The 23,964-nt window shown below is 63.8% G+C and carries 26 protein-coding genes; 15 read left to right on the top strand and 11 right to left on the bottom strand.

Going from position 1 to position 23,964, the window contains the following annotated elements; translation table 11 throughout:
- Positions 1-109: 109 nt before the first annotated feature.
- A complete protein-coding gene (locus K663_RS00595; protein WP_062112803.1) occupies positions 110-1,045 on the top strand; it encodes a ribose-phosphate pyrophosphokinase in 936 nt (311 codons plus the stop codon).
- A 24-nt stretch (positions 1,046-1,069) separates the two neighbouring features.
- On the opposite strand, the gene K663_RS00590 is transcribed toward K663_RS00595, so the two are convergent.
- Positions 1,070-1,309, bottom strand: a complete 240-nt coding sequence (locus tag K663_RS00590) for a hypothetical protein (protein WP_062112800.1) — start codon at positions 1,307-1,309, stop codon at positions 1,070-1,072.
- Positions 1,310-1,361: 52 nt separating this feature from the next.
- A complete protein-coding gene (locus K663_RS00585) occupies positions 1,362-1,790 on the bottom strand; it encodes a VOC family protein (RefSeq protein WP_062112797.1) in 429 nt (142 codons plus the stop codon).
- Between the two features lie 77 nt (positions 1,791-1,867).
- Between K663_RS00585 and hisN the strand changes: the two genes are divergently transcribed.
- Positions 1,868-2,653, top strand: coding sequence for a histidinol-phosphatase (gene hisN / locus K663_RS00580; RefSeq protein ID WP_062112794.1), 786 nt, complete (start codon positions 1,868-1,870; stop codon positions 2,651-2,653).
- 18 nt (positions 2,654-2,671) lie between these two features.
- Here the strand turns inward: hisN and K663_RS00575 are convergent, their stop codons facing one another.
- The gene (locus tag K663_RS00575; RefSeq protein ID WP_062112791.1) at positions 2,672-4,852 is read right to left on the bottom strand and encodes an AsmA family protein; all 2,181 of its coding nucleotides are present in this window, start codon (positions 4,850-4,852) and stop codon (positions 2,672-2,674) included.
- A gap of 158 nt (positions 4,853-5,010) precedes the next feature.
- Between K663_RS00575 and rpmI the strand changes: the two genes are divergently transcribed.
- From rpmI to K663_RS00535, 8 genes are all read left to right on the top strand, one after another.
- Positions 5,011-5,214, top strand: coding sequence for a 50S ribosomal protein L35 (rpmI, locus tag K663_RS00570; RefSeq protein ID WP_037468852.1), 204 nt, complete (start codon positions 5,011-5,013; stop codon positions 5,212-5,214).
- 13 nt (positions 5,215-5,227) lie between these two features.
- A complete protein-coding gene (gene rplT / locus K663_RS00565) occupies positions 5,228-5,590 on the top strand; it encodes a 50S ribosomal protein L20 (protein WP_062112787.1) in 363 nt (120 codons plus the stop codon).
- A 106-nt stretch (positions 5,591-5,696) separates the two neighbouring features.
- Positions 5,697-6,317, top strand: a complete 621-nt coding sequence (locus K663_RS00560; protein ID WP_062120082.1) for a LysE family translocator — start codon at positions 5,697-5,699, stop codon at positions 6,315-6,317.
- Between the two features lie 70 nt (positions 6,318-6,387).
- Positions 6,388-7,479, top strand: coding sequence for a phenylalanine--tRNA ligase subunit alpha (gene pheS, locus K663_RS00555; protein WP_062112783.1), 1,092 nt, complete (start codon positions 6,388-6,390; stop codon positions 7,477-7,479).
- The gene (gene pheT / locus K663_RS00550; RefSeq protein ID WP_062112780.1) at positions 7,476-9,890 is read left to right on the top strand and encodes a phenylalanine--tRNA ligase subunit beta; all 2,415 of its coding nucleotides are present in this window, start codon (positions 7,476-7,478) and stop codon (positions 9,888-9,890) included. Before pheS ends, pheT begins: the two co-directional genes overlap by 4 nt.
- Positions 9,891-9,920: 30 nt before the next feature.
- On the top strand, positions 9,921-10,799 hold the full coding sequence (locus tag K663_RS00545; protein WP_062112777.1) for an aldose 1-epimerase family protein: 879 nt from the start codon (positions 9,921-9,923) through the stop codon (positions 10,797-10,799).
- A gap of 57 nt (positions 10,800-10,856) precedes the next feature.
- Positions 10,857-12,422 (top strand): peptide chain release factor 3, encoded by a 1,566-nt coding sequence (locus tag K663_RS00540; protein WP_062112774.1) that lies wholly within the window; start codon positions 10,857-10,859, stop codon positions 12,420-12,422.
- A gap of 18 nt (positions 12,423-12,440) precedes the next feature.
- Entirely contained in the window at positions 12,441-13,058 is a 618-nt protein-coding gene (locus K663_RS00535; protein ID WP_062112771.1) for a glutathione S-transferase, read from the top strand.
- Positions 13,059-13,069: 11 nt separating this feature from the next.
- On the opposite strand, the gene metW is transcribed toward K663_RS00535, so the two are convergent.
- Together metW and metX are read right to left on the bottom strand one after the other, a co-directional pair.
- Positions 13,070-13,663 carry a methionine biosynthesis protein MetW gene (gene metW, locus K663_RS00530; RefSeq protein WP_062112767.1) on the bottom strand — a complete coding sequence of 198 codons (594 nt, stop codon included), beginning with the start codon at positions 13,661-13,663 and terminating at the stop codon, positions 13,070-13,072.
- Complete coding sequence (gene metX / locus K663_RS00525; RefSeq protein WP_062112764.1) at positions 13,660-14,796, bottom strand: homoserine O-acetyltransferase MetX; 1,137 nt, start codon at positions 14,794-14,796, stop codon at positions 13,660-13,662. Before metX ends, metW begins: the two co-directional genes overlap by 4 nt.
- Positions 14,797-14,995: 199 nt before the next feature.
- On the opposite strand from metX, the gene hisC reads away from it, so the two are divergent.
- Both hisC and K663_RS00515 read left to right on the top strand, forming a co-directional pair.
- Positions 14,996-16,093 (top strand): histidinol-phosphate transaminase, encoded by a 1,098-nt coding sequence (hisC, locus tag K663_RS00520; RefSeq protein WP_062112761.1) that lies wholly within the window; start codon positions 14,996-14,998, stop codon positions 16,091-16,093.
- 3 nt (positions 16,094-16,096) lie between these two features.
- Positions 16,097-17,002 carry a prephenate/arogenate dehydrogenase family protein gene (locus K663_RS00515; RefSeq protein WP_062112758.1) on the top strand — a complete coding sequence of 302 codons (906 nt, stop codon included), beginning with the start codon at positions 16,097-16,099 and terminating at the stop codon, positions 17,000-17,002.
- 60 nt (positions 17,003-17,062) lie between these two features.
- Here the strand turns inward: K663_RS00515 and K663_RS00510 are convergent, their stop codons facing one another.
- Genes K663_RS00510 through ftsE form a run of 4 tightly spaced genes read right to left on the bottom strand, consistent with a single transcriptional unit; the run spans position 17,063 to position 19,948 of the window.
- The gene (locus K663_RS00510; RefSeq protein ID WP_062120079.1) at positions 17,063-17,797 is read right to left on the bottom strand and encodes a lysophospholipid acyltransferase family protein; all 735 of its coding nucleotides are present in this window, start codon (positions 17,795-17,797) and stop codon (positions 17,063-17,065) included.
- Positions 17,798-17,805: 8 nt separating this feature from the next.
- Complete coding sequence (locus K663_RS00505) at positions 17,806-18,336, bottom strand: YdcF family protein (protein ID WP_062112755.1); 531 nt, start codon at positions 18,334-18,336, stop codon at positions 17,806-17,808.
- Positions 18,333-19,235 (bottom strand): cell division protein FtsX, encoded by a 903-nt coding sequence (locus K663_RS00500; RefSeq protein ID WP_062112751.1) that lies wholly within the window; start codon positions 19,233-19,235, stop codon positions 18,333-18,335. The genes K663_RS00505 and K663_RS00500 overlap by 4 nt, the downstream gene beginning before the upstream one ends.
- On the bottom strand, positions 19,232-19,948 hold the full coding sequence (gene ftsE, locus K663_RS00495; RefSeq protein WP_062112748.1) for a cell division ATP-binding protein FtsE: 717 nt from the start codon (positions 19,946-19,948) through the stop codon (positions 19,232-19,234). Before ftsE ends, K663_RS00500 begins: the two co-directional genes overlap by 4 nt.
- 170 nt (positions 19,949-20,118) lie before the next feature.
- Between ftsE and K663_RS00490 the strand changes: the two genes are divergently transcribed.
- A complete protein-coding gene (locus tag K663_RS00490; protein ID WP_062112745.1) occupies positions 20,119-20,964 on the top strand; it encodes an MJ0042-type zinc finger domain-containing protein in 846 nt (281 codons plus the stop codon).
- A 6-nt stretch (positions 20,965-20,970) separates the two neighbouring features.
- On the opposite strand, the gene K663_RS00485 is transcribed toward K663_RS00490, so the two are convergent.
- The gene (locus tag K663_RS00485) at positions 20,971-21,876 is read right to left on the bottom strand and encodes a pirin family protein (RefSeq protein ID WP_062120066.1); all 906 of its coding nucleotides are present in this window, start codon (positions 21,874-21,876) and stop codon (positions 20,971-20,973) included.
- A gap of 14 nt (positions 21,877-21,890) precedes the next feature.
- Positions 21,891-22,175, bottom strand: a complete 285-nt coding sequence (locus K663_RS00480; RefSeq protein WP_062112743.1) for a BolA family protein — start codon at positions 22,173-22,175, stop codon at positions 21,891-21,893.
- A 44-nt stretch (positions 22,176-22,219) separates the two neighbouring features.
- Here K663_RS00480 and K663_RS00475 point away from each other — a divergent pair, with 44 nt between their 5' ends.
- Both K663_RS00475 and cobS read left to right on the top strand, forming a co-directional pair.
- Positions 22,220-22,837, top strand: coding sequence for a DnaJ domain-containing protein (locus tag K663_RS00475; protein WP_062112740.1), 618 nt, complete (start codon positions 22,220-22,222; stop codon positions 22,835-22,837).
- A 117-nt stretch (positions 22,838-22,954) separates the two neighbouring features.
- On the top strand, positions 22,955-23,962 hold the full coding sequence (gene cobS / locus K663_RS00470) for a cobaltochelatase subunit CobS (RefSeq protein ID WP_062112737.1): 1,008 nt from the start codon (positions 22,955-22,957) through the stop codon (positions 23,960-23,962).
- The last annotated feature ends 2 nt before the right edge of the window (positions 23,963-23,964 follow it).

The following is a 23,964-nucleotide window of genomic DNA, read 5'->3' as shown; positions in this document are numbered from 1 at the left end:
CTAGAGCATTTTACCGCAGGGAGCAAAAGCGCCTTTCCACGAAGGAGATGCGCCGCTAAAGGGGCCGCGTTTCACACAGCGTCATTAATTCGTCACGGGGGGTTTGGCCATGAAACTCATGACCGGCAATTCCAACAAGCCGCTTGCGGCCGCGATTGCAGACTATATCGAGATCCCCCTGACCGATGCGAGCGTCCGCCGCTTCGCGGATGAGGAAGTTTTCGTTGAAATTCACGAGAATGTCCGGGGCGAGGACGTGTTCGTGATCCAATCGACGGCCTATCCCACCAACGACAATCTGATGGAATTGCTGATCATGATCGATGCGCTCAAGCGCGCGTCGGCCAAGCGAATCACTGCGGTTGTTCCCTATTTCGGCTATGCCCGTCAGGACCGGAAGCCCGGCCCCCGTACGCCGATCTCGGCCAAGCTGGTGGCCAACCTCATCACCACGGCGGGCGCCAATCGCGTGCTGTCGGTCGATCTGCACGCTGGCCAGATCCAGGGCTTTTTCGACATTCCCACCGACAATCTGTTCGGCGCGCCGGTCATGTCGGCGGACATCCAGGCACGCTTTGGCGACAAGAATCTGATGGTCGTGTCGCCGGACGTCGGCGGCGTGGTGCGCGCCCGTGCGCTGGCCAAGCGGCTGGACAACGCCCCCCTTGCTATCGTCGACAAGCGCCGCGAGCGGGCGGGCGAATCGGAAGTCATGAACATCATCGGCGATGTGAAGGGCCGTTTTTGCGTACTGATCGACGACATCGTCGATTCGGCGGGTACGCTGTGCAACGCGGCCAGCGCGCTGAAAGCCGCGGGTGCCGAGGAAGTGGTCGCTTATGTCAGCCATGGCGTGCTGTCGGGCGGCGCGGTGGCGCGCGTCGAGGCGTCGGAGCTGAAGGAACTGGTCATCACCGATTCGATCCAGGGCACCGATGCGGTGTGCAATGCCAAGAGCATCCGCCACCTGCCGATCGCACCGCTGCTGGGCGAGGCGATCAAGCGCATTGCTGACGAAAGCTCGGTTTCCAGCCTGTTCGACTGAATGGAAAGTTGCGCCGCGCGACTTTTAGGAAGCGCCCGGCAGCAACAGTATCGGCAGGCAGAACATCAGGATCAGCGCGCCCACAATGCGTTGACCTCGGGAAATGCCGAGCGGCTTGTCCTGCCAGAGCATTGGGCAGGCGAGCAGCGCCAGCAGGAACAGCATGTTCGACAGGCTGAACGATCCAGACATGGGCATGTCCTGCCGCAGCGCCAGAGCGCCCAGCAAAGCAGCGAAACTCAATATCCAGCCGATCAGCGCCACATCATGCCCCCTTGGATGAACGGAAGGCTAAGGGCATGATCTTGCGGAAGGCTTAAGCGCCGCCCGCCCAGGGATCGTAGGTGCCAAAGCTCCAGACATTGCCTTCGGGATCGAGCGCTTCATATCCCCGGCCGGGGTAACCCGGATTGTCATGCGGCTCGCTCACCACTACCGCGCCTTCATTGCGGGCGTGGAGGCAATGGGCGTCGGCATCCGGGACAACGACATAGATGCAAGCCGTGACACCGCCCAGTTCGCGCGGGGTCGTCCAGCTGTAAAGCGATTCTTCTTCGCCGTCGCGGGCGCTGCCCAGCATCACCATGCCGTCCCCCAGCGTCAGTTCGGCATGATGGATGATGCGCGGGTCGGCATCATCCTCATAGGATGCGCGCAGCTCGAAACCGAATGCGTCGCACAAAAAGCGTATGGCGCCAGGCGCATCGGCATAGCGCAGGCCAGGGATCACAGGCGAACCGGGCATCTTTCCCTCCTTCAAGCACGAGGAATCGGCTTGGCACAGCCTAGCGCGAGAGCCGCTTTACCGCTAGGCGGGGAGCCATGACGACCCGCGACGACCTGACCCTTGCCCATCGCCTCGCCGACGCCGCCGCAATGGCAATCCGGCCGTTTTTCCGTGCGCGCTACGATATGGAGTTCAAGTCCGACAAGTCACCGGTGACGGAAGCCGACCGCGCCGCCGAAGCGGCAATCCGGGCAATATTGGAGAAAGAGCGCCCGCAGGACGGAATTATCGGTGAGGAATATGGGGCAACGCGCGAGGATGCGGAGCGCGTGTGGATCCTCGATCCGATCGATGGGACGCGCAGCTTCATCGCGGGCCGGCCGATCTTCGGCACGCTCATTGCACTCACCCAGGCCGGATGGCCGACGATCGGCATCATAGACCAGCCGATCGCACAGGAGCGCTGGGCGGGCATGATGGGCCAACCGACGACCTTCAACGGACAGCCGGTGACGACCCGCGCCTGCAGGTCGCTGGAGGAAGCGATCGTCGCGAGTACGGGGCCGCAATATTTCCCCGGCTGCACGGGCGAGCATTTCTCCCGGCTTGCGGGGCAGTGCCGCGACACGGTGTGGGGCGGCGACTGCTATAATTACGGACTGATCGCATCGGGCCATGTCGATATCGTGATCGAGGCAGGGCTGAAGCTGCATGACATCGCCGCGCTGGTGCCGGTGGTCGAAGGTGCAGGCGGGCGCATGTGCGACTGGACGGGCGACCCGATCACCGCCGACAGCGACGGGCGCGTGATCGCGCTGGGCGATCCGGCACGGCTGGAAGATGTGCTGGAGGGCCTTGCCGACGAACATCATGACCACTGAGGTTTTCGCCCGGACAGCTTAGAAAATCCCCAGGAACTTCTTCTTCTGCGCCTTCTTCTCCGTGGCGTTCGACTTTCCTGATTCGTCCTTTGCGGTGGTGCCACGTCCTACGTCATCCCGAGGCTCGCCGCCCTTGGTACGCTGGGCAGCAGCCGTTGCGCCAGCGAGGACAGGTCCACAGGCAGCGCTTTTGGCATCACCCACATCCACGAAAGCAAGCACGGCGGCCAGCGGACTGGCAGCAACACCCAGCGCAGCCGCCGCGCCGCCCCTCGCCATCAATTCGGGACTGATGATGTCGATGCTGGGACGGGCGAAATAGCCGTTGATTCCGACCGGCGACTGCCCCGAGAAAAGGCTGAACTTCTTGCCATCGGCGCGGAAGGCCAGGTCCAGCCTTTCGTTGCGGAACGAAAAGCCGCCCCGGCCCAGCATCACATTCTTCCTGGTGTCGATAATGATAGGATCGGCGGCGGCGATCCCGTTTCGAACGGTGAAGGCGATGAGGCCGCAATTGATCTGCACTGGTTCCTTCAGCTTTTTTTCGAACATCTTCGTGATGAAGGTGCCGATATCAAGTTCGGACAGCTGCACATTGCGCGCCCACATGGTGCCAGCAGGCAGGATCACCGCGATGCGACCATCGGATGCGGCCAGCGAATCATGGACCGTGTCGCCCCGTCCAGTCAGCTGGGCGCGGGCCTTGATGATACCGGTCGTGCCCGATTGCTCCACGCCCCAGCGGCCCAGCAGCGTCCCCATGGGCGTCGGCGACAGGCGGATATCATAGCGCGTTCGCACCGGGCTGGTCCGCGCATTGATTTCTATGTCGGAACTCACATGGCCCCCCGACATGTCGAAGGTGAGAGGAGACAGCGTCAGCAGGCTCCGTTCCAGCGCAACGGTCAGCTCGACATTGGAAATCGGTACATTGGGCGCGCGAATGCGGCGCACATCATAACGGACATTGGCATCGAAATTCCGCAGCGCGTCTGCGCGCAGCTTTGCGTCAGGCAGGATGCGTGGAGCGCCGCCCACATTTTCGATCGCGCCGTCCGCTCCCTTCGCCTCCAGGCGTTCCGGGTCATAACCGATAAAAGGCCCCACATCGACGATGTCCAGCGTCCGGGTGGTAAGGTCCGCCTTAATATGCAGCCGGTTGTCGGGCCGCGATATGGTCATGTGACCCGCCAGATCGCTGTCGCCGAACCGGCCCTTCAGATGGGTAAAACGCCATGCGTCCCCCTGCCTGGTAAGCGCGGAGGTGAAGCGATAGGCGCGGGTTTCGGGAATGGCGACACCCAGAAAGTCGAACAGCAGCGCAAGATTGGGACCATGGGTCAAAAGGCGCAGGTCGGCTCCCTCGATCTCCGTAGCACCGGGCAGCGTCCCGCTGACCTCCAGCACGGTCGCGCCGGATTGGGCATGGAGAGCGAGGCTGTTCTTTCCCCCGGTCACGGTCTCATTAGGCGACAAAAGGCCACCGCGCAGGGTGAAGGGGCGGCCCCGCATCGTCCCGTCGCCTGAAAAGCGGATGTCGCTGGCAATACGCGTGTCCTGCGCCTTCACCGTTTCAAAGCCTATGTCGGTGGCGAGCAGCATGCGCGGGTCGCGATAGCGTATCGTGGTTCCGGCAAGCAGCGCACGGCGCACCAGTGGCAGGTCGAGCGGCTCGCCTTTCTTTCCCGGATCGCCAAAGGTCCAGCTGTTGCTCTTGCCATCGCGCGACCATTCAAGGTCAGCCGCGGCATTGCGCAGCTCAAGCCAGTGGATGCGATATTGGTCGCCGAAGACAAGGCTCAAAGGCGCGATGCGCGTATCGATCAGGTCGGCGTGAAAGAAGTCCGGGCGGCTGGCCCAGGGCGTGTTGGCGATCGCCATCTTTTCCGCGCGAAACTTGATGGTGAGAGGCGCGAAATAAAGCTGAAAGTCACCCTCAACATCGACCGTCCGTTCCAGCCTGCTGGTAAGGAAGCGTTCGAACGGATGTTTGAGGAACCGGCCCTTGGTAACGAAGAGGATCAGCCAGAGGAGAAAGAGGGCAGCGATGATATAGCCGATAATGCGCACGGGCAGCGGAACCTTGCGCCAGCGCGCACGCACCTGCGACCGGTAATGGCCCAAACCTCCCGACCAGCTGGGTGCCGGAGGAGCTTCTGTGGCAGGGCTGCCCAGCCGGGAGGGATCGGCGTCGGCCATGGCGCAACAACGCGGTCCCGCTGTTTTGGGTCCGAATCACCTTGCCTTGGACGGCGCATCCGATTATGGGCGCCCCTTCGCGATATTTGGAAGGACCGCCCGGCTAACTAGGGCTGCCGGGGCTGTCCGTAATCGTCGCGCTGAAAAAGGAGACGAAAATGCCCAAGCTCAAGACCAAGAGCGGTGTGAAGAAGCGCTTCAAGTTCACCGCTTCCGGCAAGGTCAAGCACGGCGTCGCTGGCAAGCGTCACCGCCTGATCAGCCACAATTCGAAATATATCCGCCAGAACCGCGGCACTTCCGTGCTGTCGGATTCCGATGTCGCTCACGTGCGCCTCTGGGCGCCCTACGGCCTGAAGTAAGGAGTAGAGGCACATGGCACGCGTAAAACGTGGTACGACCACCAAGGCGAAGCATAAGCGGCTTCTGCAACAGGCGAAGGGCTATTATGGCCGTCGCAAGAATACGATCCGCATCGCTCGCCAGGCCGTCGAAAAGGCCGGGCAGTACGCTTATCGCGATCGCAAGGTCAAGAAGCGGTCCTTCCGTGGCCTGTGGATTCAGCGCATCAACGCTGGCGTCCGCGCCGAGGGCCTGACCTATTCGCAGTTCATGCATGGCCTGAAGCTGGCCGGCGTCGATCTGGACCGCAAGGTTCTGGCCGACATCGCAATGCATGAAGGTGAAGCGTTCAGCGCCATCATCGCCCAAGCGAAGGCAGCGCTGCCCGCGGCCTGAGCCGGATCGGTCGCAAGACCGTCCAAAGGGGCGCCGAGGCAGATGCCTTCGGCGCCCTTTTTGTTTGCAGGCAACGCCCCTGCCCCCTCGCGAAAGGAGCAAGCCCATGTCGCTGCACATCTGGTGGCTCTATGCCACCGCAGTATTGCTGATCTCGGCCACGCCTGGCCCGAACATGCTGCATGTGATGACGCAGAGCATCGCCTACGGTCCTCGCAAGGCGCTGGCGACCATGGCGGGGCTTATGAGCGCGGTGCTGCTTTGCCTCGTCGCGTCGGCCCTGGGCCTGGGTGCACTGTTGAAGACATCGCCCCTACTGTTCGACGGCCTGCGCTATGCGGGCGTCGCTTATCTCATCTGGCTGGGCATCAAAGCCTGGCGCTCGCCGGTGACGCAGGGCACGGATGGTGGAGCGGCCCGTTCCCTGCGGGCCAGCAAGCTCTATGGCACGGCGCTGCTGACAGGGCTTTCCAATCCCAAGCTGATCATCTTTGCGGCGGCGCTGTTCCCCCAGTTCATCGACACGGCGCGGCCTTTCGGTATTCAGCTGGCGATACTGGTGGCGACCTTTGTCGTGATCGAAAGCTTCTGGTACGGCGCCTATGCGCTGGGCGGCCTGAAGCTCAAGCGCTGGCTGGAGCCGGCGAACCGGCAAAGGCTGTTCAACCGGGGCACCGGCCTGCTGTTTGTCGGTTTTGGAGGCGCGCTGCTGGGCGCGCGGGCCTGACCCTTTCCTTGCGCGGCGCACCCGGCTAAGGCGCGCACATATTGCGCCTTCGCGGGAATGACGAAGAATCATGAATGAAATCGCCAATCTGAAAGCCGGCCTGATCGCTGACATCGCTGCCGCCCACACGCTCGAGGCGGTGGAGGCTCTGCGCGTCGGCGCACTGGGGAAGAACGGGGTCGTGACCGGCCTGTTAAAAACCCTTGGCCCCATGAGCCCGGATGAGCGGTTGGAAAAAGGCCCGCCGATCCAGGATCTGCGTGAAAGCGTAACGGCGGCGCTGGCGGAGAAGAAGGCTGCGCTGGAGCAGGCGGCGCTCGACGCCAGGCTTGCGGCAGAGAAGATCGACATGACACTGCCCGCTGAGATCGGTCCGCAAGGATCGGTGCATCCCGTGTCGCAGGTCATGGACGAATTGGCGGAGATTTTCGCGGATCTCGGTTTCTCCGTAGCGACAGGGCCGGAGATCGAGGACGACTGGCACAATTTTACGGCGCTCAACATTCCCGAAACGCATCCGGCGCGGGCGATGCACGACACTTTCTACTTCCCCGATGGCGAAGACGGAAAACGGATGCTGCTGCGCACCCATACCTCGCCAGTACAGATCCGCACGATGATGAACGGTGAGCCGCCGATCCGCATCATTGCGCCGGGGCGGGTTTACCGGTCGGATTCCGACGCGACCCACACGCCCATGTTCCACCAGATCGAAGGGCTGGTGATCGACAAGGGCATCACGCTGGGCCACCTCAAATGGACGCTGGAAACCTTCCTCAAGGCCTTCTTCGAGCGCGACGATATCGAGCTGCGCCTGCGGCCCAGCTATTTCCCCTTCACCGAACCCTCGGTCGAAGTCGATGTCGGCTATACGCTGGTGAGCGGCCAGCGCGTGATTGGCGGCGACGGCGATGCGCCGGGCGGCGGCTGGCTGGAGGTGCTCGGCAGCGGCATGGTCAATCGCCGCGTGATCGAGGCGTGCGGGCTGGACCCGGACGAGTGGCAGGGCTTTGCCTTCGGCACCGGCGTCGATCGGCTCGCCATGCTGAAATATGGAATGAACGACTTGCGCGCTTTCTTTGACGGCGACCTGCGCTGGCTGAAACATTATGGCTTCTCCGCGCTCGACGTACCCACGCTGAGCGGAGGAGTGGGCGCATGAAATTCACGCTAAGCTGGCTCAAGACGCATCTGACCACAGATGCCGACCTGCCTACGATCCTGAAGGGCCTGACCAACATCGGCCTGGAAGTCGAGGGCGTGGAAAATCCCGCGGAAAAGCTCGCCCCCTTCCGCATCGCCAAGGTGTTGACGGCCGATCCGCACCCGCAAGCGGACAAGTTGCAGGTGTTGACCGTGGATGCCGGCGACGGCGCGCTTCAGGTCGTGTGCGGCGCGCCCAACGCCCGCGCGGGACTGGTGGGCGTATTCGGAACTGAAGGCGCGGTGGTGCCGGTCAACGGCATGGTCCTCAAGAAGACGGCCATCAGGGGCGTCGAATCCAACGGCATGATGTGTTCGTTCCGCGAGCTGGAACTGGGCGAGGATCATGACGGGATCATCGAACTGGCTCCCGACGCACCTGTGGGACAGGTCTATGCAGTCTGGGCCGGGCTGGACGACCCGGTCATTGACGTGTCGATCACGCCGAACAGGCAGGATTGCATGGGCGTGCGCGGGATCGCGCGGGATCTGGCAGCGGCTGGGTTGGGGACTCTCAATCCTATCATCGTGCCTGCTATCGAGGGTACGGGCGCCGGGCCTGATGTGCGGATCGAGGACGCAGACGGCTGCCCGGCTTTCTTTGCCCGGACCGTCAAGGGCGTGAGGAACGGCGCATCGCCGGAATGGATGGCGAAGCGACTGACGGCAATTGGGCAGAAGCCGATCAGCACGCTGGTCGATATCACCAACTATATCATGATCGACCTTGGACGCCCGCTGCATGTCTATGATCTGGCCACGCTGAAAGGCCCCCTGACCGCACGCCGGGGAAAGCCGGGCGAAGAGGTGCTGGCGCTTAATGGCAAGACCTACACCGTTGACGAGACGATGACCGTCATCGCCGATGACGAGGCGGTGCACGACATTGGCGGCATCATGGGCGGCGAACATTCGGGCGCCACGGAAGGCACCACCGATGTGCTGATCGAATGCGCCTATTTCACGCCGGAGCGGATCGCGGTCACGGGGCAGAAGCTGGCGCTGACCAGCGATGCGCGCGGCCGGTTCGAGCGGGGGGTCGATCCGGCTTTCCTGGATGATGGCCTGTCTATCGCCACCTACCTGGTGACGGAACTGTGCGGCGGCGCGCCGAGCGAGGCTACGCGGGCAGGAAGCCCGCCCGTCGCCGACAAGATCGTGATCTATGAACCGAGCCAATGCTTCGCGCTGGCGGGCGTCGATGTCGCGGAAGACGAGCAGCGCCAGATTCTGGAAAGCCTGGGCTTCGGCGTCGAAGGCAATGACGCGACCTTCAGCTATGAAGATGGCATGCCGGTGACGACACCCGCGAACTGGACGGTGAAAGTGCCAAGCTGGCGTCGCGATGTCGATGGCTGGCCCGACCTGGTCGAAGAAGTGGTTCGCATCGTCGGGCTGGACCAGGTGCCTTCCACCCCCCTGCCTCGCGCACCCGGCGTCGCGAAGGCGACCGCCACGAGCGAACAGCTGGTCGAGCGCCGGGTACGGCGAACGGCGGCAGCGCGGGGTCTGGCCGAAGCGATCAACTGGTCGTTCATTTCCGAAAAGGAAGCCGCTGCGGTCGGCGGTGGCGACTGGACGCTGGCCAATCCGATTTCCGAGGACCTGAAGGTCATGCGGCCATCGCTGCTGCCCGGCTTGTTGTCGGCAGCGCGGCGGAACATGGACCGGGGAGCGGCTTCGGTAAGACTGTTCGAGCTGGGACGGCGCTACTTCACCAGCAAGGAGCGGGCGACCGCGAGCTTCGTGCTGGCGGGCGAAAAGGTGGCGCGGGGCTGGCAGACAGGCAAGGCCCAGCCCTTCTCCGCCTATGACGCCAAGGCCGAAGTGATTGCCCTGCTGGCGGCGGCGGGCGCACCCGTGGCAAACCTGCAAAGCTTTGGCGAGGCTTCCGCTGCCTATCATCCGGGGCAGTCGGGCACTTTGCGGTTGGGCCCCAAGACAGTGCTTGCCGAGTTCGGCGTGCTGCATCCTTCGCTTGCTAAGCAATTCGGACTGACCGGCGCAGTGGTTGCCGGAGAGATCTTCCTCGACGCGATCCCGGCCAAGCGGGCCAGCGGGTTCATGCGCGCGCCCTATTCACCGCCCGCGTTGCAGGCCGTAAAGCGCGATTTCGCCTTTGTAGTGGATGACGCAGTAGAGGCGGATGCGCTGGTGCGCGCGGTCAGGAACGCGGACAAGAAGGCGATCGTCGATGCACGACTGTTCGACGTTTTCGCTGGACCCGGCGTGGACGAAGGCAGGAAGAGCCTGGCTGTCGAGGTTAGTTTGCAGCCGGGCGAGAAGAGCTTCAGCCAGGAAGAGCTGGACGCGATCAGCGCGAACATCGTGAAGGCGGCCGAAAAGCTGGGCGGAACGCTGCGGGCGTAAATCCTTGCAGCGATACAGGGGGAAGCCCGAGTGGACGAGTTTGTAACCATCGCTTCGGACGGGCTGACCGCCAGCATCAATCCGCTGGGCGCGGAATTGTGGTCGCTCAAGGACGCGCAGGGCCACCAGCTCATGACCGACGCCGATCCTCGCTGGTGGACCGGGCATGCGCCCCTGCTCTTCCCCTTTGTCGGGCGGTCGCGCGGGGACGTTTACCGGCTCGACGGTCATGAGTATCCGATGCCGCAGCACGGCTTTGCGCGCCGCATGGCCTTTGCGCAGATCGAGCATCTCCCTGGATCGGTCATCTTCCGGCTCGAAGCCGATGCGGCAACGCGCGCTGTCTATCCTTTCGACTTTCGGCTGGACATGCAGTTCGCGGCCGCCGGTAGCACATTGATGATGACGGCGACGGTCATGAATCGGGGCGAGGCGGACCTGCCCTTTTCCTTCGGCTACCATCCCGCCTTTGCCTGGCCGCTCCCCTATGGCGGGGAAGCGGAGGCGCATCGGGTCGAGTTCGATAAGGCGGAACCCGCGCCGATCCGCAAGGTGGGTGACGAGCCGGGGCTGATCGCGCGGGAGAGCGGAGCGTCACCGGTTGATGGCAACATCCTCGTGCCGACCCACGCAATGTTCGAAGGGGACGCGCTGATCTGGGACAGGCTGGAAAGTCACAGCCTGCTGTGGGGGGTGCCGGGGCGAACGCGGTTGAAGATCGACTTTCCCGACACGCCCTGGCTGGGCCTGTGGCAAAAGCCGGGCGCGCGCTACCTTTGCGTTGAGCCTTGGGCGGGCATGGCGGACCTTGTGGGCTTCGAAGGCGACGTTTGGGCCAAGCAGGGCATCATGCGATTGCTGCCGGGGGATGAACGGCGGTTCCGCATGGACGTGACGCTGGTGGACTGAACGCGCCTGAACCGGCGCGGCTGGCGAATCCTTTGAAAATCGCTATAGGGGCCGGCCATGACCATCCCATCCCGCCGTACCTTCGCGATCATCTCCCATCCTGACGCCGGCAAGACGACGCTGACCGAAAAGCTGCTGCTGGAAGGCGGTGCGATCCACCTCGCGGGCGAGGTAAAGGCGCGTGGAGCGAACCGGCGCGCGCGGTCGGACTGGATGAAGATCGAGCAGCAGCGCGGCATTTCCGTGACCAGCTCGGTCATGACCTTCGAGCGCGACGGAATTACCTTCAACCTGCTGGATACGCCGGGGCACGAGGATTTTTCGGAAGACACCTATCGCACGCTGACGGCGGTCGATTCGGCGGTCATGGTGATCGATGCCGCCAAGGGCATCGAACCGCAGACCCGCAAGCTGTTCGAAGTCTGCCGCCTGCGCAACGTGCCGATCATCACCTTCATCAACAAGGTCGACCGGGAAGGGCGCGACACGTTCGCGCTGCTGGACGAAGTCGCCGACGCGCTGGCGCTCGATGTATGCCCGATGAGCTGGCCGGTGGGCATGGGCGGCACGTTCGAGGGTATTTACGACTTTGCCAGGAACCGGCTGCGCCAACCTTCCGGTGCGAGCAAGGAGTTTGAGGGCAAGGAAGTCGTAGTCGAAGGCATCCATGACGATGCGCTGGCCGAGCATGTATCGCCGCAGGGTCTGGAGAAGCTGCGGGAAGAGGCGGAGCTTGCCGTTGGCGGCTATGCCGATTTCGACCTTGCCGCCTATCGGCACGGTGACCTGACCCCGGTCTACTTCGGATCGGCGCTCAAGCTGTTTGGCGTGACCGAGTTGATCGACGCGCTCGCCGCCCATGCGCCGCCGCCTCGCGCGCAGCCAGCCGAGCCTGCGCCGATCGAACCTGAGAATAGCGAAGTCACCGGCTTCATCTTCAAGGTGCAGGCGAACATGGACCCGCAGCATCGCGACCGTATCGCCTTCATGCGCCTTTGTTCCGGCAAGTTCCGGCGCGGCATGAAGCTGACGCCGTCGGGCAGCGGCAAGCCGATCGCCGTGCATTCGCCGATCCTGTTCTTTGCGCAGGATCGCGAAATTGCTGATGAGGCGTTTCCGGGCGACATCATTGGCATTCCCAATCACGGAACGCTGCGCGTAGGCGATACGCTGTCCGAAAAGGCCGGCGTGCGCTTTACCGGCCTGCCGAACTTCGCGCCGGAAATATTGCGGCGCGTGGCGTTGAAAGACCCGACCAAGACCAAGCAGTTGCGCAAGGCGCTGGACGACCTGTCGGAAGAAGGCGTGATCCAGGTCTTCTATCCCGAGATTGGCAGCAGCTGGGTGGTCGGCGTCGTCGGCCAGTTGCAGCTGGACGTTCTTATTTCGCGGCTGGAGGCCGAGTATAAGGTTGCGGCGGGGCTTGAGGCTTCACCCTTCGATACCGCGCGCTGGATTTCGGGGGATGAGGCGGCGGTCAAGGAGCTGGTGTCGTTCAACGGCGCCAATATGGCCAGGGACCGCGACGGCAACCTTGTCTTCATGGCCAAGAGCGCTTGGGACGTGACCTATCAGCAGGAACGGCATCCAAAGGTCAAGTTCAGCGCCACCAGAGAACGTTGAGTCATTGGCGGCGTTAAGATGACCGCCATCCTCTACAGCTTTCGCCGCTGCCCCTATGCCATGCGGGCGCGAATGGCGCTGATCGTCAGCGGGCAGCAGGTGGAGTTGCGCGAAATCCTGTTGCGCGACAAGCCTGATTCGATGCTCGCCATGTCGCCCAAAGGCACTGTGCCGGTGCTGGCGCTGTCCGGCGGAGAAGTGATCGACGAGAGCCTGGACATCATGCGCTGGGCGCTTCGCCTGCATGATCCCGAGGGCTGGCTAGAGGGGGATGATGCCGCGCTGATCGCGGCCAATGATGGATCGTTCAAGCAGCATCTCGACCGTTACAAATATGCGGCGCGCTATGGGTCCGACCCGCTGGAACATCGCGCGGCCGGGATGGCGTGGCTAGGCGAACTGGAAGTGCAGCTGGAGAGCCGTGCGTTTCTGTGTGGCATAGGAAGAACTTTGGCGGACATGGCGATCTTCCCCTTTGTCCGGCAGTTTGCGGCCGCTGACCAGGCGTGGTTTGACGCGCAACCCGTGCCACGGGTGCAGGCCTGGCTGCGGGGACTGATCGGATCGGCGCTGTTTGACCGGGCCATGACGCGCAGGGCTGCATGGCGATCCGGCGATGCGGCGGTCTTTTTGTAAGGGCCTCTCGCCTAACGGCGCAGGAGGAACACAGCGTGTTCGGCGAACAGGTTCGCGTTCGCGTGGGTGGTTTCCTTATCACCCTTCAAAAACCATTGGCCATCGATCGTCCAGCCGCGCTCTTTCACCAGAGCGCGGAAATCATCGACGGTCACATGGTGGATGTTGAGCGTGTCGTACCATGTGTCGGGGAGCAACCGTGTCACCGGCATGCGACCGCCCCACAGCAGCGACAGCCGACCGCGCCAATGGGCGAAATTGGGGAAGGATACGAATGCCTGACGGCCGATCCGCAGCAGTTCCTCAACCACCAGATCGGGTCGGCGGGTAGTCTGGAGCGTCTGGCTGAGGATTGCATAGTCGAAGCTGGCGTCGGGATAATAGGCAAGGTCGGTGTCGGCGTCGCCCTGCACCACTGACAGGCCGCGGCCAACGGCGGCGGCGACATTATCGCCGTCGATCTCCAACCCGCGCGCATCAACCTGCTTGGCATCACGCAGTGCAGCCATCAGCGCGCCGTCGCCACAGCCTACGTCCAGCACGCGCGCGCCGGGCGTGACGGTGCGGGCGATGAGCGCGAGGTCGGGGCGCAGCGCCTCACTCATGCGCGACCGCCTTTCAGGAAGCCGTCCACAACGCGGTTCAGTTCCGGGCATTCCAGCAGGAAGGCGTCATGGCCGAAGGGGCTGGACAGCTCGACAAAGCTCGCCTGCGCCCCGCTGGCGTTGAGCGCATGGACGATGATCCGCGATTCCGCCGTGGGATAGAGCCAGTCGGTGTCGAAGCTGACCAGGCAGAAGCGTGCCCTGGACGGTGCGAACGCAGTGGCGAGGCTGCCACCATGATCCTCCGCAATGTCATAATAATCCATGGCGCGGGTGATATAGAGATAGGAGTTGGCGTCGAACCGCTCGACAAAACTCAAACCCTGATGACGCAGATAGCTTTCGACCTGAAAATCGGCGTCGAAGCCGAAGGTCTTTGCGTCCCGCCCCTGAAGGCGGCGGCCGAATTTTTCGGTGAGACCGGCTTCGGACAGATAGGTGATGTGCGCGGCCATGCGCGCGACGGCCAGGCCTGCGCTCGGTACCTGCGCGTCGGCATAATAGTCGCCGCCGCGCCAGTTGGGATCGGCCATGATCGCCTGCCGCCCGACTTCGTGAAAGGCGATGTTCTGCGCGCTGTGGCGGGCCGTCGATGCGATCACGATGCAGCTTTCGACGCGATCGGGAAAGATGGTCGGCCAGCTCAAAGCCTGCATGCCACCCATGGAGCCGCCAATGACGGCCGTCAGACGATCGACGCCCAGATGATCGAGCAGCAGCGCCTGCGCCCGCACCATATCCGCGATGGTCAGCACCGGGAAACGCATCGCATAGGGCTCGCCGGTTGCGGGATCCGGGCTGGCGGGTCCGCTGGACCCCATGCAGCTGCCGATGACGTTGGCGCAGATGATGAAGTGCCGCGCGGGATCGACGGGCTTGCCATCCCCCACCATGCGCCACCACCAGCCGGGCTTGCCGGTTACGGGATGATCGGACGCCACATATTGGTCGCCGGTCAGCGCGTGGCAGATGAGGATGACGTTGGACTTGTCCTCATTCATCCGGCCATAGGTTTCGTAGGCGATATCCACCGGCGCAAGTGCCGCGCCGCTGTCCAGCCGCAGGGGGCCGGTCAGGCGGACCTGACGGCGGAGGCCGAAACGGCTGTCATCGGATAGTGGGGCGCTGGCCATGGTGGATGGGGGCTAGGACCGTGGACGAAGGCTGTCAATCGGTGGAAAGTCGGCTGGAACGGGGCAATGACCCTGACCCGGACCATTCCGGCGCTATGGGCCGCTATTCCCGGACATCCAGTCCGCACGCGAGCCGCTGGTGACACCCCTCGTGTAGCGGCGCTTTGCCTTTGGCGCGGATGGCGCTAAAGCCCGGCCCATGACGAAACCTGCTCCCAAGGAATGGATCCTCGGCATTTCGCCCTATGTGCCGGGCAAGGCGGCAGCCGATGACGGTCGCCCGCTGATCAAGCTCAGCGCCAATGAAAACCCCCTTGGCACAGGCGAAGCGGCGCGCGCGGCGCTGGTCGCGGCTACCGCGGACCTTGCCACCTATCCCGATCCGGGCGCGGCGAAAATGCGCGAGGCGATTGCAGCGGTCCATGGGCTGGACCCGGCGCGGGTAATCTACGGCACCGGGTCGGATGAGTTGCTTCACATCGCCGCGAGCGCCTATGCCGGGCCGGGGGACGAAATCCTTTACGTCCATTACGGCTTTTCGGTCTATGACATCGCGGCGCGGCGCGTGGGCGCAACGCCGGTGATCGCGCCGGACAAGGATTATGCGACCGATGTGGACGCCCTGCTCGCCTGCGTGACAGACAGGACGAAGGTCGTCTTCCTCGCTAATCCCAACAATCCCACCGGCACGATGACGCTGCGCGCGGAGATTGCGCGGCTGCACGCGGCGCTGCGACCCGATATCCTGTTCGTACTGGATCAGGCCTACGCCGAATATCTGGACGCGGACGAGGATGATGGCGGACTGGAACTGGCGAAGACCGCCGCCAATGTCCTGGTCACCCGGACTTTTTCAAAAATATATGGACTTGCGGCGGAACGGATCGGCTGGGGCTATGCCAGTGCGGAGATCATCGACGCGCTGCACCGCATCCGCGCGCCATTCAACGTCACCACGGCGGGCCAGGCGGCGGCCATCGCGGCGGTGAAGGACCAGGCATGGGTGGAGGCCAGCCGGACCCATAACCGCCAGTGGCGGCAATGGCTGGCCGATGAGGTGGCTTCGCTGTCCAACCACGGGCTGCGCGCAGTGCCGAGCAAGGCGAACTTCATTCTCATTCTGTTCGATGGAAAGCTGTCGGCCGAAACGGCGATGAAGGGATTGTGGGACGAAGGCTTCGCAACGCGCTGGCTGCCGGGGCAAGGCTTGCCCAACGGTCTGCGCATCACCATCGGCACCGAGGAACAGGTGCGCGCGGTTGCGGCGAAGCTGCGCGCGATGGCGGAGGCTGCCTGAATCATGCTGCCCTTTTCCCGCGTCACCATCATCGGCCTCGGCCTGATCGGATCCTCGCTGGCGAGGGCGATCCGCGAATATATGCCGACCGTGCAGGTCACGGGGCATGACGCCGATCCACGCGTACGGGAAATCGCACGCGCGATCGACCTGTGCGACGATGTGACCGACACAGCCGGGGCCAGCGTAACCGACGCCGATCTGGTGGTGCTTTGCGTGCCCGTGCGGGCGATGGGCGTGGCAGCGGCGGAGATCGCCGACGACCTGCCAGTCGAGGCGATCGTCAGCGACGTCGGATCGTGCAAGGCCGATGTGCTCGCGCAGTTGACGGCGGCACTGCCGGGCCGGACGATCATCCCCGCACATCCGGTCGCCGGGACAGAAAATAGCGGGCCGGAGGCGGGCTTTGCCAGCCTGTTCCAGGGGCGCTGGTGCATCGTCACGCCGCCCGCCGATGCCGATCCGGCAGCGGTCGCGCGGGTTTCGGAACTGTGGCACCGGGTGGGCGCGGACGTGGAGACCATGGACCCGCAGCATCACGATCTGGTACTCGCGGTGACCAGCCACCTGCCCCACCTGATCGCCTACACCATCGTCGGCACGGCGAGCGATCTGGAGGATGTGACCCAGTCGGAGGTCATCAAATATTCCGCAGGCGGCTTCCGCGACTTCACCCGCATCGCCGCGTCCGATCCGACCATGTGGCGCGACGTTTTCCTGGCGAACAAGGAAGCGGTGCTGGAGATGCTGCAACGCTTTTCGGAGGATTTGTCCGCGCTGCAACGGGCGATCCGCTGGAATGATGGCGACACGCTGTTCAACCTGTTCACCCGCACCCGTGCTATTCGCCGGTCGATCATCGAACAGGGGCAGGATGATCCCAAGCCGGACTTCGGGCGGAGCCACTGATTTTTCGCGCGGTGACGCGAGGGGCAATGTCCAGCGGATCTGGGGCCTGCGCCTGCGAACTTACATATCTGCGTCTTCGCGTCTCTGCGTGGCCTCCGAAGGAACCGTCGGGTTGAGCGCGTTGATCGCCGCATGAACGCGCGCTTCGGCCTCCCGGCGGTCAAGGCCGGTAGGGACGATTTCGCCGACCTTGTAGGTGATGGTGCCCGGCCGCTTCATGAACTTGCCGCGCGGCGACAGGCGGCCGCTGTCGATCGCGATCGGCACCACAGGCATGCCGAGCAGCGAATAAAGACCTGCAAAGCCCGCGCGTAGCGGCGGCGCTTCACCGTGCGGGACGCGCGTGCCTTCAGGGAAGAGGCAGACAGCCCGCCCCTGATCGGTAGCCGCCCGCGCGGCGGCGCGTAGCGTACGCATGGCGCTCGCCCCGGCGCTGCGCTCGATCGGGATCAATCCGTAGAGGCGCGCGATCCGCCCCCAGGCTGGCATGTCGAGCAATTCGCGCTTGGCAGCTATGACCGGACGATCGAACAGGCAAAGCAGATCGATCGTCTCGAACATCGATTCATGCTTGACGATATAGAGATAGCGCCCATGGGGCAGTTCACCCTCGATCCGCACCTTCTGCCCCAGCAGCCAGCGCGCGCAGAGTCGGTGAAAACGGCTCCATACGGTCGCGATGGCGGGAACAGCGGAAGGCCAGGGCCAAGCGGCAAGGAGCGCGCTGAACACCAGCAGGGCCGATCCGCTGTAGAAAGCCAGCATGAAGGCGAGCGAACGCATGGCGGTAATCATGTTGTTCATCAGATCCCGACCAGCGCCGCTGCCCGGCGGAGCAGATATTTATTATATTCGCGCATCAACATGGTGAGGCTGGGGCGGCTGGGTACGGCGTCATAGATGATCGTCAGGCTGCCGGGCAGCGCCTGGCGCAGTTCCAGCGCCGCGCGGCGCATGTGCCAGTCCGTTGTGATCAGGCGGACGGTCTTGAAATGCCGGCGCTCCAGCCAGCGGGATGTTTCGATGGCGTTGGACCGCGTGTCGATCGCTTCGCGGCCAAGGGTGATGCAACAGGAGAAAAGCCGCTCCGGCGCGTCATATTGGGCGGCGAGTTCGGACGGACGGACAGAACGATCCACGCCGGAAATCAGCATCCGCTTGGCCGCGCCTTCCTGAAGCAGCGCAAGCCCCCGATCGATGCGGCCTGCACCGCCGGTCAGCACGACGATGGCGTCCGTAGGGCGGCCATCGAGCGGCTGGGGCAGGAAGATGGCAAACCAGGCGAAGCCCAGCATCCAGGCAAGCATCGTCACGGCGAAGAGGCGTACAATCACAGCAGTCGCCCCAACGACCGCAGTACGGTCCAGCGCGCGGCAAGCGTCGAGAGCAGGACGCCCCCGACAGGCAGGGCGGCAAGGATCAGCCAACTGCTCCACGGCAGGCTAATCGCCGCCAGCAGGTCTGATCCAGTGGCGGCGAGGCGCGTGCCGAGCAGGATGATGACGAGCAGGGCCGTGACGAACCCCAGCAGCCCGCCGAACAGCGCATCAAGGCCGATGCGGCGCTGGAACAGGCGGGCAATCTGCACGTCGGTCGCTCCCATAAGGTGCAGCACATCGATCGTCCCGCGATGGCTGTCATGCGCGGCGCGCGCCGCCAGCACGACGATCGCGGCGGTCGCGAGCGCCATCAGCAACACTATGCCCGCTGCGAGCCCGCCGAGCGCCGCGAGCAGGCGGGCAAGCGGCCGAAGAAAGGATGCGTGCGGCTCCACACGGATCTGGGGCGAAAGAGCGGCAAGTGCCCGGCCAATCCGCTGAACCTGAACGTCGGTCGGGCCTGGCTTCAATTCGACGTCGATCAACGCGGGGATCGGCAAATCGCCACTGGCGGCGTCCTGACCCAGCCAGGGACGAATCTGCTCCGCCAGCGCGGTCGGATCGACGGGATGGACGCTCTGCACATCGGGCGACTTGCGCAGCAATCGCGCCGCCTCTCCGCTCAGCGTCTCGCGCCGGTCGGCGTTCGCCTCGACAATCTGCACGGTTGCGCGCCCGGCAAGGTCGGCGCCGACCGACTGCACGGCGGCGGCAAGGCCAAGCCCCGCGGCAGCGGCGAGAACCGTCAGGAACATCATGATCGCAATGACCCAGGGCATGGGTCCGGCAACGCGGCCTTCGGGCAGAAGACGGTTTCGCGCAGCGGCGGCGGCGCGGCGGTCTGCACCGGTCATGACGCCGCCACGCCCTGTGGCCGGGGCGGATAGCGCAACGATCCGGTCGGATCGGATAGCCGTCCCTTGTCCAGCCGCATCATCTGCGCGCCGTCCACCTGACCGATCAGCGGCAAATCGTGCGTGGCAACGACGATGGTCGTGCCCAGCCGGTTAAGCGCCTCGAACAGGGTCAGCAGACGGCGGGCCATGTCCGCATCGACGTTGCCCGTGGGCTCGTCGGCGACAAGGATTTCGGGCCGGGCGATGACGGCGCGGGCGATGGCGACGCGCTGCTGCTCCCCGCCCGACAGCGTTGCCGGGCGTGCCTGCCCCCGGTCGCCCAGGCCCACCCAGTTCAGCATTTCCGAAACCGATGCGTCGATCTCGCTTTCCGCCATGCCCGCGACCCGCAGCGGCAGGGCGATATTGTCATAGGCGGACAGGTGCGAGACCAGCCGGAAATCCTGGAACACGACGCCGATGCGGCGGCGGAAGCCCGGCAGGCGCTTGCGGGGAAGCGTCACCACATCCTCGCCGAACAGGCGGATGACGCCACGGCTGGGACGCTGGGCAAGATACAAGAGCTTGAGCAGCGACGTTTTGCCAGCGCCCGACGCGCCGGTCAGGAAATAGAAACCGCCGCCATTCAGGGAGAAGCTGACGTCGGACAGCGTTTCGCTATCCAGACCATAGCGCAGGCCGACATTTTCGAACTGTACGATCGCCGACATGCCTCAATGAATGCGCCTGCGCGCCCCCTTTTGCCCCCGTAGCGATAGCCATGGCACAGCGGGCAGGCAGGCGTAAAGCCCAAGTGGCGGAAACCGCCGAGTCGCGGCATCTCAACACTGCCCCTTCAATGCCGCTTGCCCTCGAGTCCAAGCCGTGCCTATGAAGCGTCATGATCCTGGTGTGTCCCAATTGCGCCACGCGCTATATTGTGCCGGACAGCGCCGTCGGCCCCAATGGCCGCCAGGTTCGCTGCGCCTCGTGTAAACATAGCTGGTTCCAGGAGGGACCGGTGCTTGCGCCTCGCGAAGAAGCCGCAGCTGTTGCCGAGGCACCAGTCGAAACGGTGGCGCCAACCGCGCCGTCCGCCCCGGTCGTGGCTCCATCTCCGCAGGTTGCTCCGCCGCCAGCGCCCGAGCCGGTGATGGCCGATCCTGTCGCAGCAGAGCCTGTGGCCGAACCCGTCATGGCATCCCCGATCGCGCCTGTTCAATCAGCGCCGGCAGCCGCACCCCAAAGCGACTATCGTTATGATGACGTTTATGGGCGCGGGCGGGACGATGTCGAGGAAAGCAGCGCTGCCCCAGTCAAGCCGAGGCGCAATCGCCTGAAGCTGTGGACCTATGCCGCTGTCCTCTTCTGCCTGGTGATCGGCGGCGTGGGCGGCGCGCTCTGGTATTTCGGCACGCCCAGCTGGGCCATCAATCTGGGTCTGGTCGCAGAGGAAGCCGATCCGGACCTGCTCTTCTACCTGTCAAAACCCGCCGAACGGCGCAAGCTGCCGACGGGCGAAGAATATTTCGCCTTTGGCGCGCGGATCGTGAACAGCGGCAAGGAGACGTTGCCGGTGCCCCCGGTCCTGGTCCAGCTGCGCGACCAGCAAAACCGTCTGGTGTTCAGCTGGACGACGAAAGCGGACCGCACCAGCCTGAAGCCCGGCGAGGAAGCGTCGATCAATGAAAGCCGGATCGACATTCCGAAAAATGCCGAGAATCTTTCGCTGACCTTCGCGCAGTAATCGGTCCTACGGATAGCTGACGGTCTTGGGGCGGCCCTGAGGAATGGGGATGAATTCCTGATCATCGCCAGGGATCAGCGGAAAGCGCATCGCTTCCCAATCCTCGCGCGCCTGATAGAGGCGATCCTTGCTTGAAGAGACGAAATTCCACCACACATGACGAGGCGTGGTGAAGGCTTCACCGCCGCAATACATTACGCGGCCGCCGTCGACGCTCATCAACGTGGCGCGGGTGCCGGGACGCAGGACGTAGAGCGTTTGCGGCAGCAGCGCGACGCCATCGAGCGCCGCGTCGCCGCCCGCCACATAAAGGGCCCGCTCGTCGGCATCCGTATCGATCGGCACAGTACCGCCGGGTGAAAGCTGGATGTCCGCATAGATGGTGTCGGCATAGGTGGTGACCGGCGAGGTTGCACCCCAGAGACTGCCCATGATGACGCGGGCGCTGGCGCGGCCGCAGTCGATGACGGGCAATCCCCCTTCGCTGACATGTTCGAAGGCCGGGGCCATTTCCTCCACCGCCTCCGGCAGCGCGAGCCAGGTCTGGATCGCCGAAAGCTTGGACTCTTTGGCCCGATCGCTGTCGGGAGAACGCTCGGAATGAACAATGCCGCTGCCCGCCGTCATCAGGTTGACCGCGCCCGGCTCGATCAGTTGCTCCGTCCCCAGCGAGTCCCGGTGCAGGAAGGCGCCCTCGAACATATAGGTGACGGTCGCGAGATTGATGTGTGGATGCGGGCGCACGTCAATGCCCTGCCCCGCGCCGATCTTTGCAGGTCCGGCCTGATCGAAAAATATGAACGGTCCCACCATCGTCCGGCCGGGAGCAGGAAGCGAGCGATGGACGCGAAAATCACCCAGGTCATGGGTCGTAGGCGTAATGGTCTGGATAACGAGATCGTCGAGGATCATGGGCCTTCCCTTCACTATTCGCCGGGCGCACGCACCTTGATGGCCAGGGCATGCACTTTTTCGCGCAGCAGGTCAGCAAGCGCCGCGTTCACAAGGCGCTGGCGCGCGACGCGGTTCTTGCCCGTGAAATCGGCCGAAACGATCTCCACCGTAAAGTGGCTTTCGCCCGATCCATCATGTCCCGCATGACCGCGATGCTTTTCGCTGTCATCGATCACGGCGAGATGCTCTGGCGACAAGGCGGCGCGCAGCCGATCCTCGATCTCTGTGGCCACCGGGCCTTTCAGTTGAGTGCTCATCGTCCCTATATAAGGCCTTTCTTTCACCATGCATCAGGGCAATCTTGTCTACCGACCCCTTCTCGACCCGCCGTTTCAACCGTTTCCATGGCCGCGTGGAAAGCGACCGCCCCTGCGCCGTCGATGGCTGCATCGAGCCGGGCGAGTTTCGCGCGCCGCCGCTGGAGGGATCGCGTTCAAATCTTGAAGGACCGCGCTGGCGCTGGCTGTGCCTTGAGCATGTCCGCCAGTTCAACCAAGGTTATAATTTCTTCACTGGCATGAGCCCGGACGAGATCGCTGCCGCTCAGCGCCCCTATGCAGGATGGGAGCGCGAGACTCGCGCCTTTGCCGCCAACGGCGCCAGCCCGCCACCGCGCTGGTCCGATTTCCAGGATCCGCTCGACGCGATCGGCGCGAAGTTCAAGGAACGGGTGGCAAAAGCCCGTGCCGACAATCAGATGCGACAGGATGGCAAGTTCCTGTCCAACGAGGATCGCAAGGCGTTGTCCGTCATGGGCCTTGGCATCGACGCGGATCGCAAGGCGCTACGCCAGCGTTATACCGAACTGCTACGCCGCTATCATCCCGATCATAATGGCGGCGATCGCAGTCATGAAAGCGCCTTGCTGGGTGTCATCGAAGCCTATGGCCTTCTGCGCAAGGCGCCCGCCTTCGCCTGAACAGGCCAATCCATGCAAAGGGGCCGCTTGATCGGCGGAGAAGGAGGCCCCACTCTATCGACATGCCCTTCCCCTATCGTTTAGGGGCTGGAGTGACATGACCAGAAAGATCAGGAAATGACCGACATTCCCAACGTCCAGCCCGATACCCGCGCCGAAACGCTGCTGGCGGCGCCCGACCGCGAGGTGGATGCGCGCGAAATTTTCGGCGTGGACGTCGATCTCAAGATCCCGGCCTTTTCCGAAGCCGATGAGCGCGTGCCAGACCTCGACCCCGCCTATGTGTTCGACCCGGACACTACGCTGGCGATTCTGGCGGGCTTTGCTTTCAACCGGCGCGTCATGGTGCAGGGCTATCATGGCACCGGCAAGTCGAGCCATATCGAACAGATCGCGGCGCGGCTGCGCTGGCCCTGCATCCGCATCAATCTGGACGCGCATATCAGCCGTATCGACCTGGTCGGCCGTGATGCCATCGTGCTGAAGGACGGCCAGCAGGTCACGGAATTCCGCGAAGGGCTGTTGCCCTGGGCATTGCAGCGGCCGGTCGCGCTGGTGTTCGACGAATATGATGCGGGACGTCCAGACGTGATGTTCGTCATCCAGCGCGTGCTGGAAACCGATGGCAAGATGACGCTGCTCGACCAGAACCGGGTGATCCGTCCGAACCCCTGGTTCCGCCTGTTCGCGACCGCCAATACGGTTGGCCTCGGCGACACCACCGGCCTTTATCACGGCACGCAACAGATCAACCAGGGCCAGATGGACCGCTGGAACCTGGTCGTGACGCTGAACTACCTGCCCGCCGCGACGGAGGCGCAGATCGTCCTCGCCAAGTCGGGCGAATATGACCATGAAGGCGGCCGCAAGGAAGTCGAAAACATGATCAAGGTGGCGGAATTGACCCGCCAGGGCTTCATCAACGGCGACATATCCACCGTCATGAGCCCGCGCACTGTGATCAGCTGGGCGCAGAACGCCCTTATCTTCAATAATGTCGGCTTCGCCTTCCGCCTGTCCTTCCTCAACAAATGCGACGAGGCGGAGCGGGCGCTGGTGGCGGAATATTATCAGCGCGTGTTCGGCAAGGATCTGCCGGAGAGCGTCGCTCACCGGGCGGCGTGACG

Origin of the sequence: Sphingobium sp. MI1205 (assembly GCF_001563285.1) — a bacterium.
Classification (GTDB): Bacteria; Pseudomonadota; Alphaproteobacteria; order Sphingomonadales; family Sphingomonadaceae; genus Sphingobium.
This window is presented reverse-complemented; position numbering and strand designations above follow the sequence as displayed.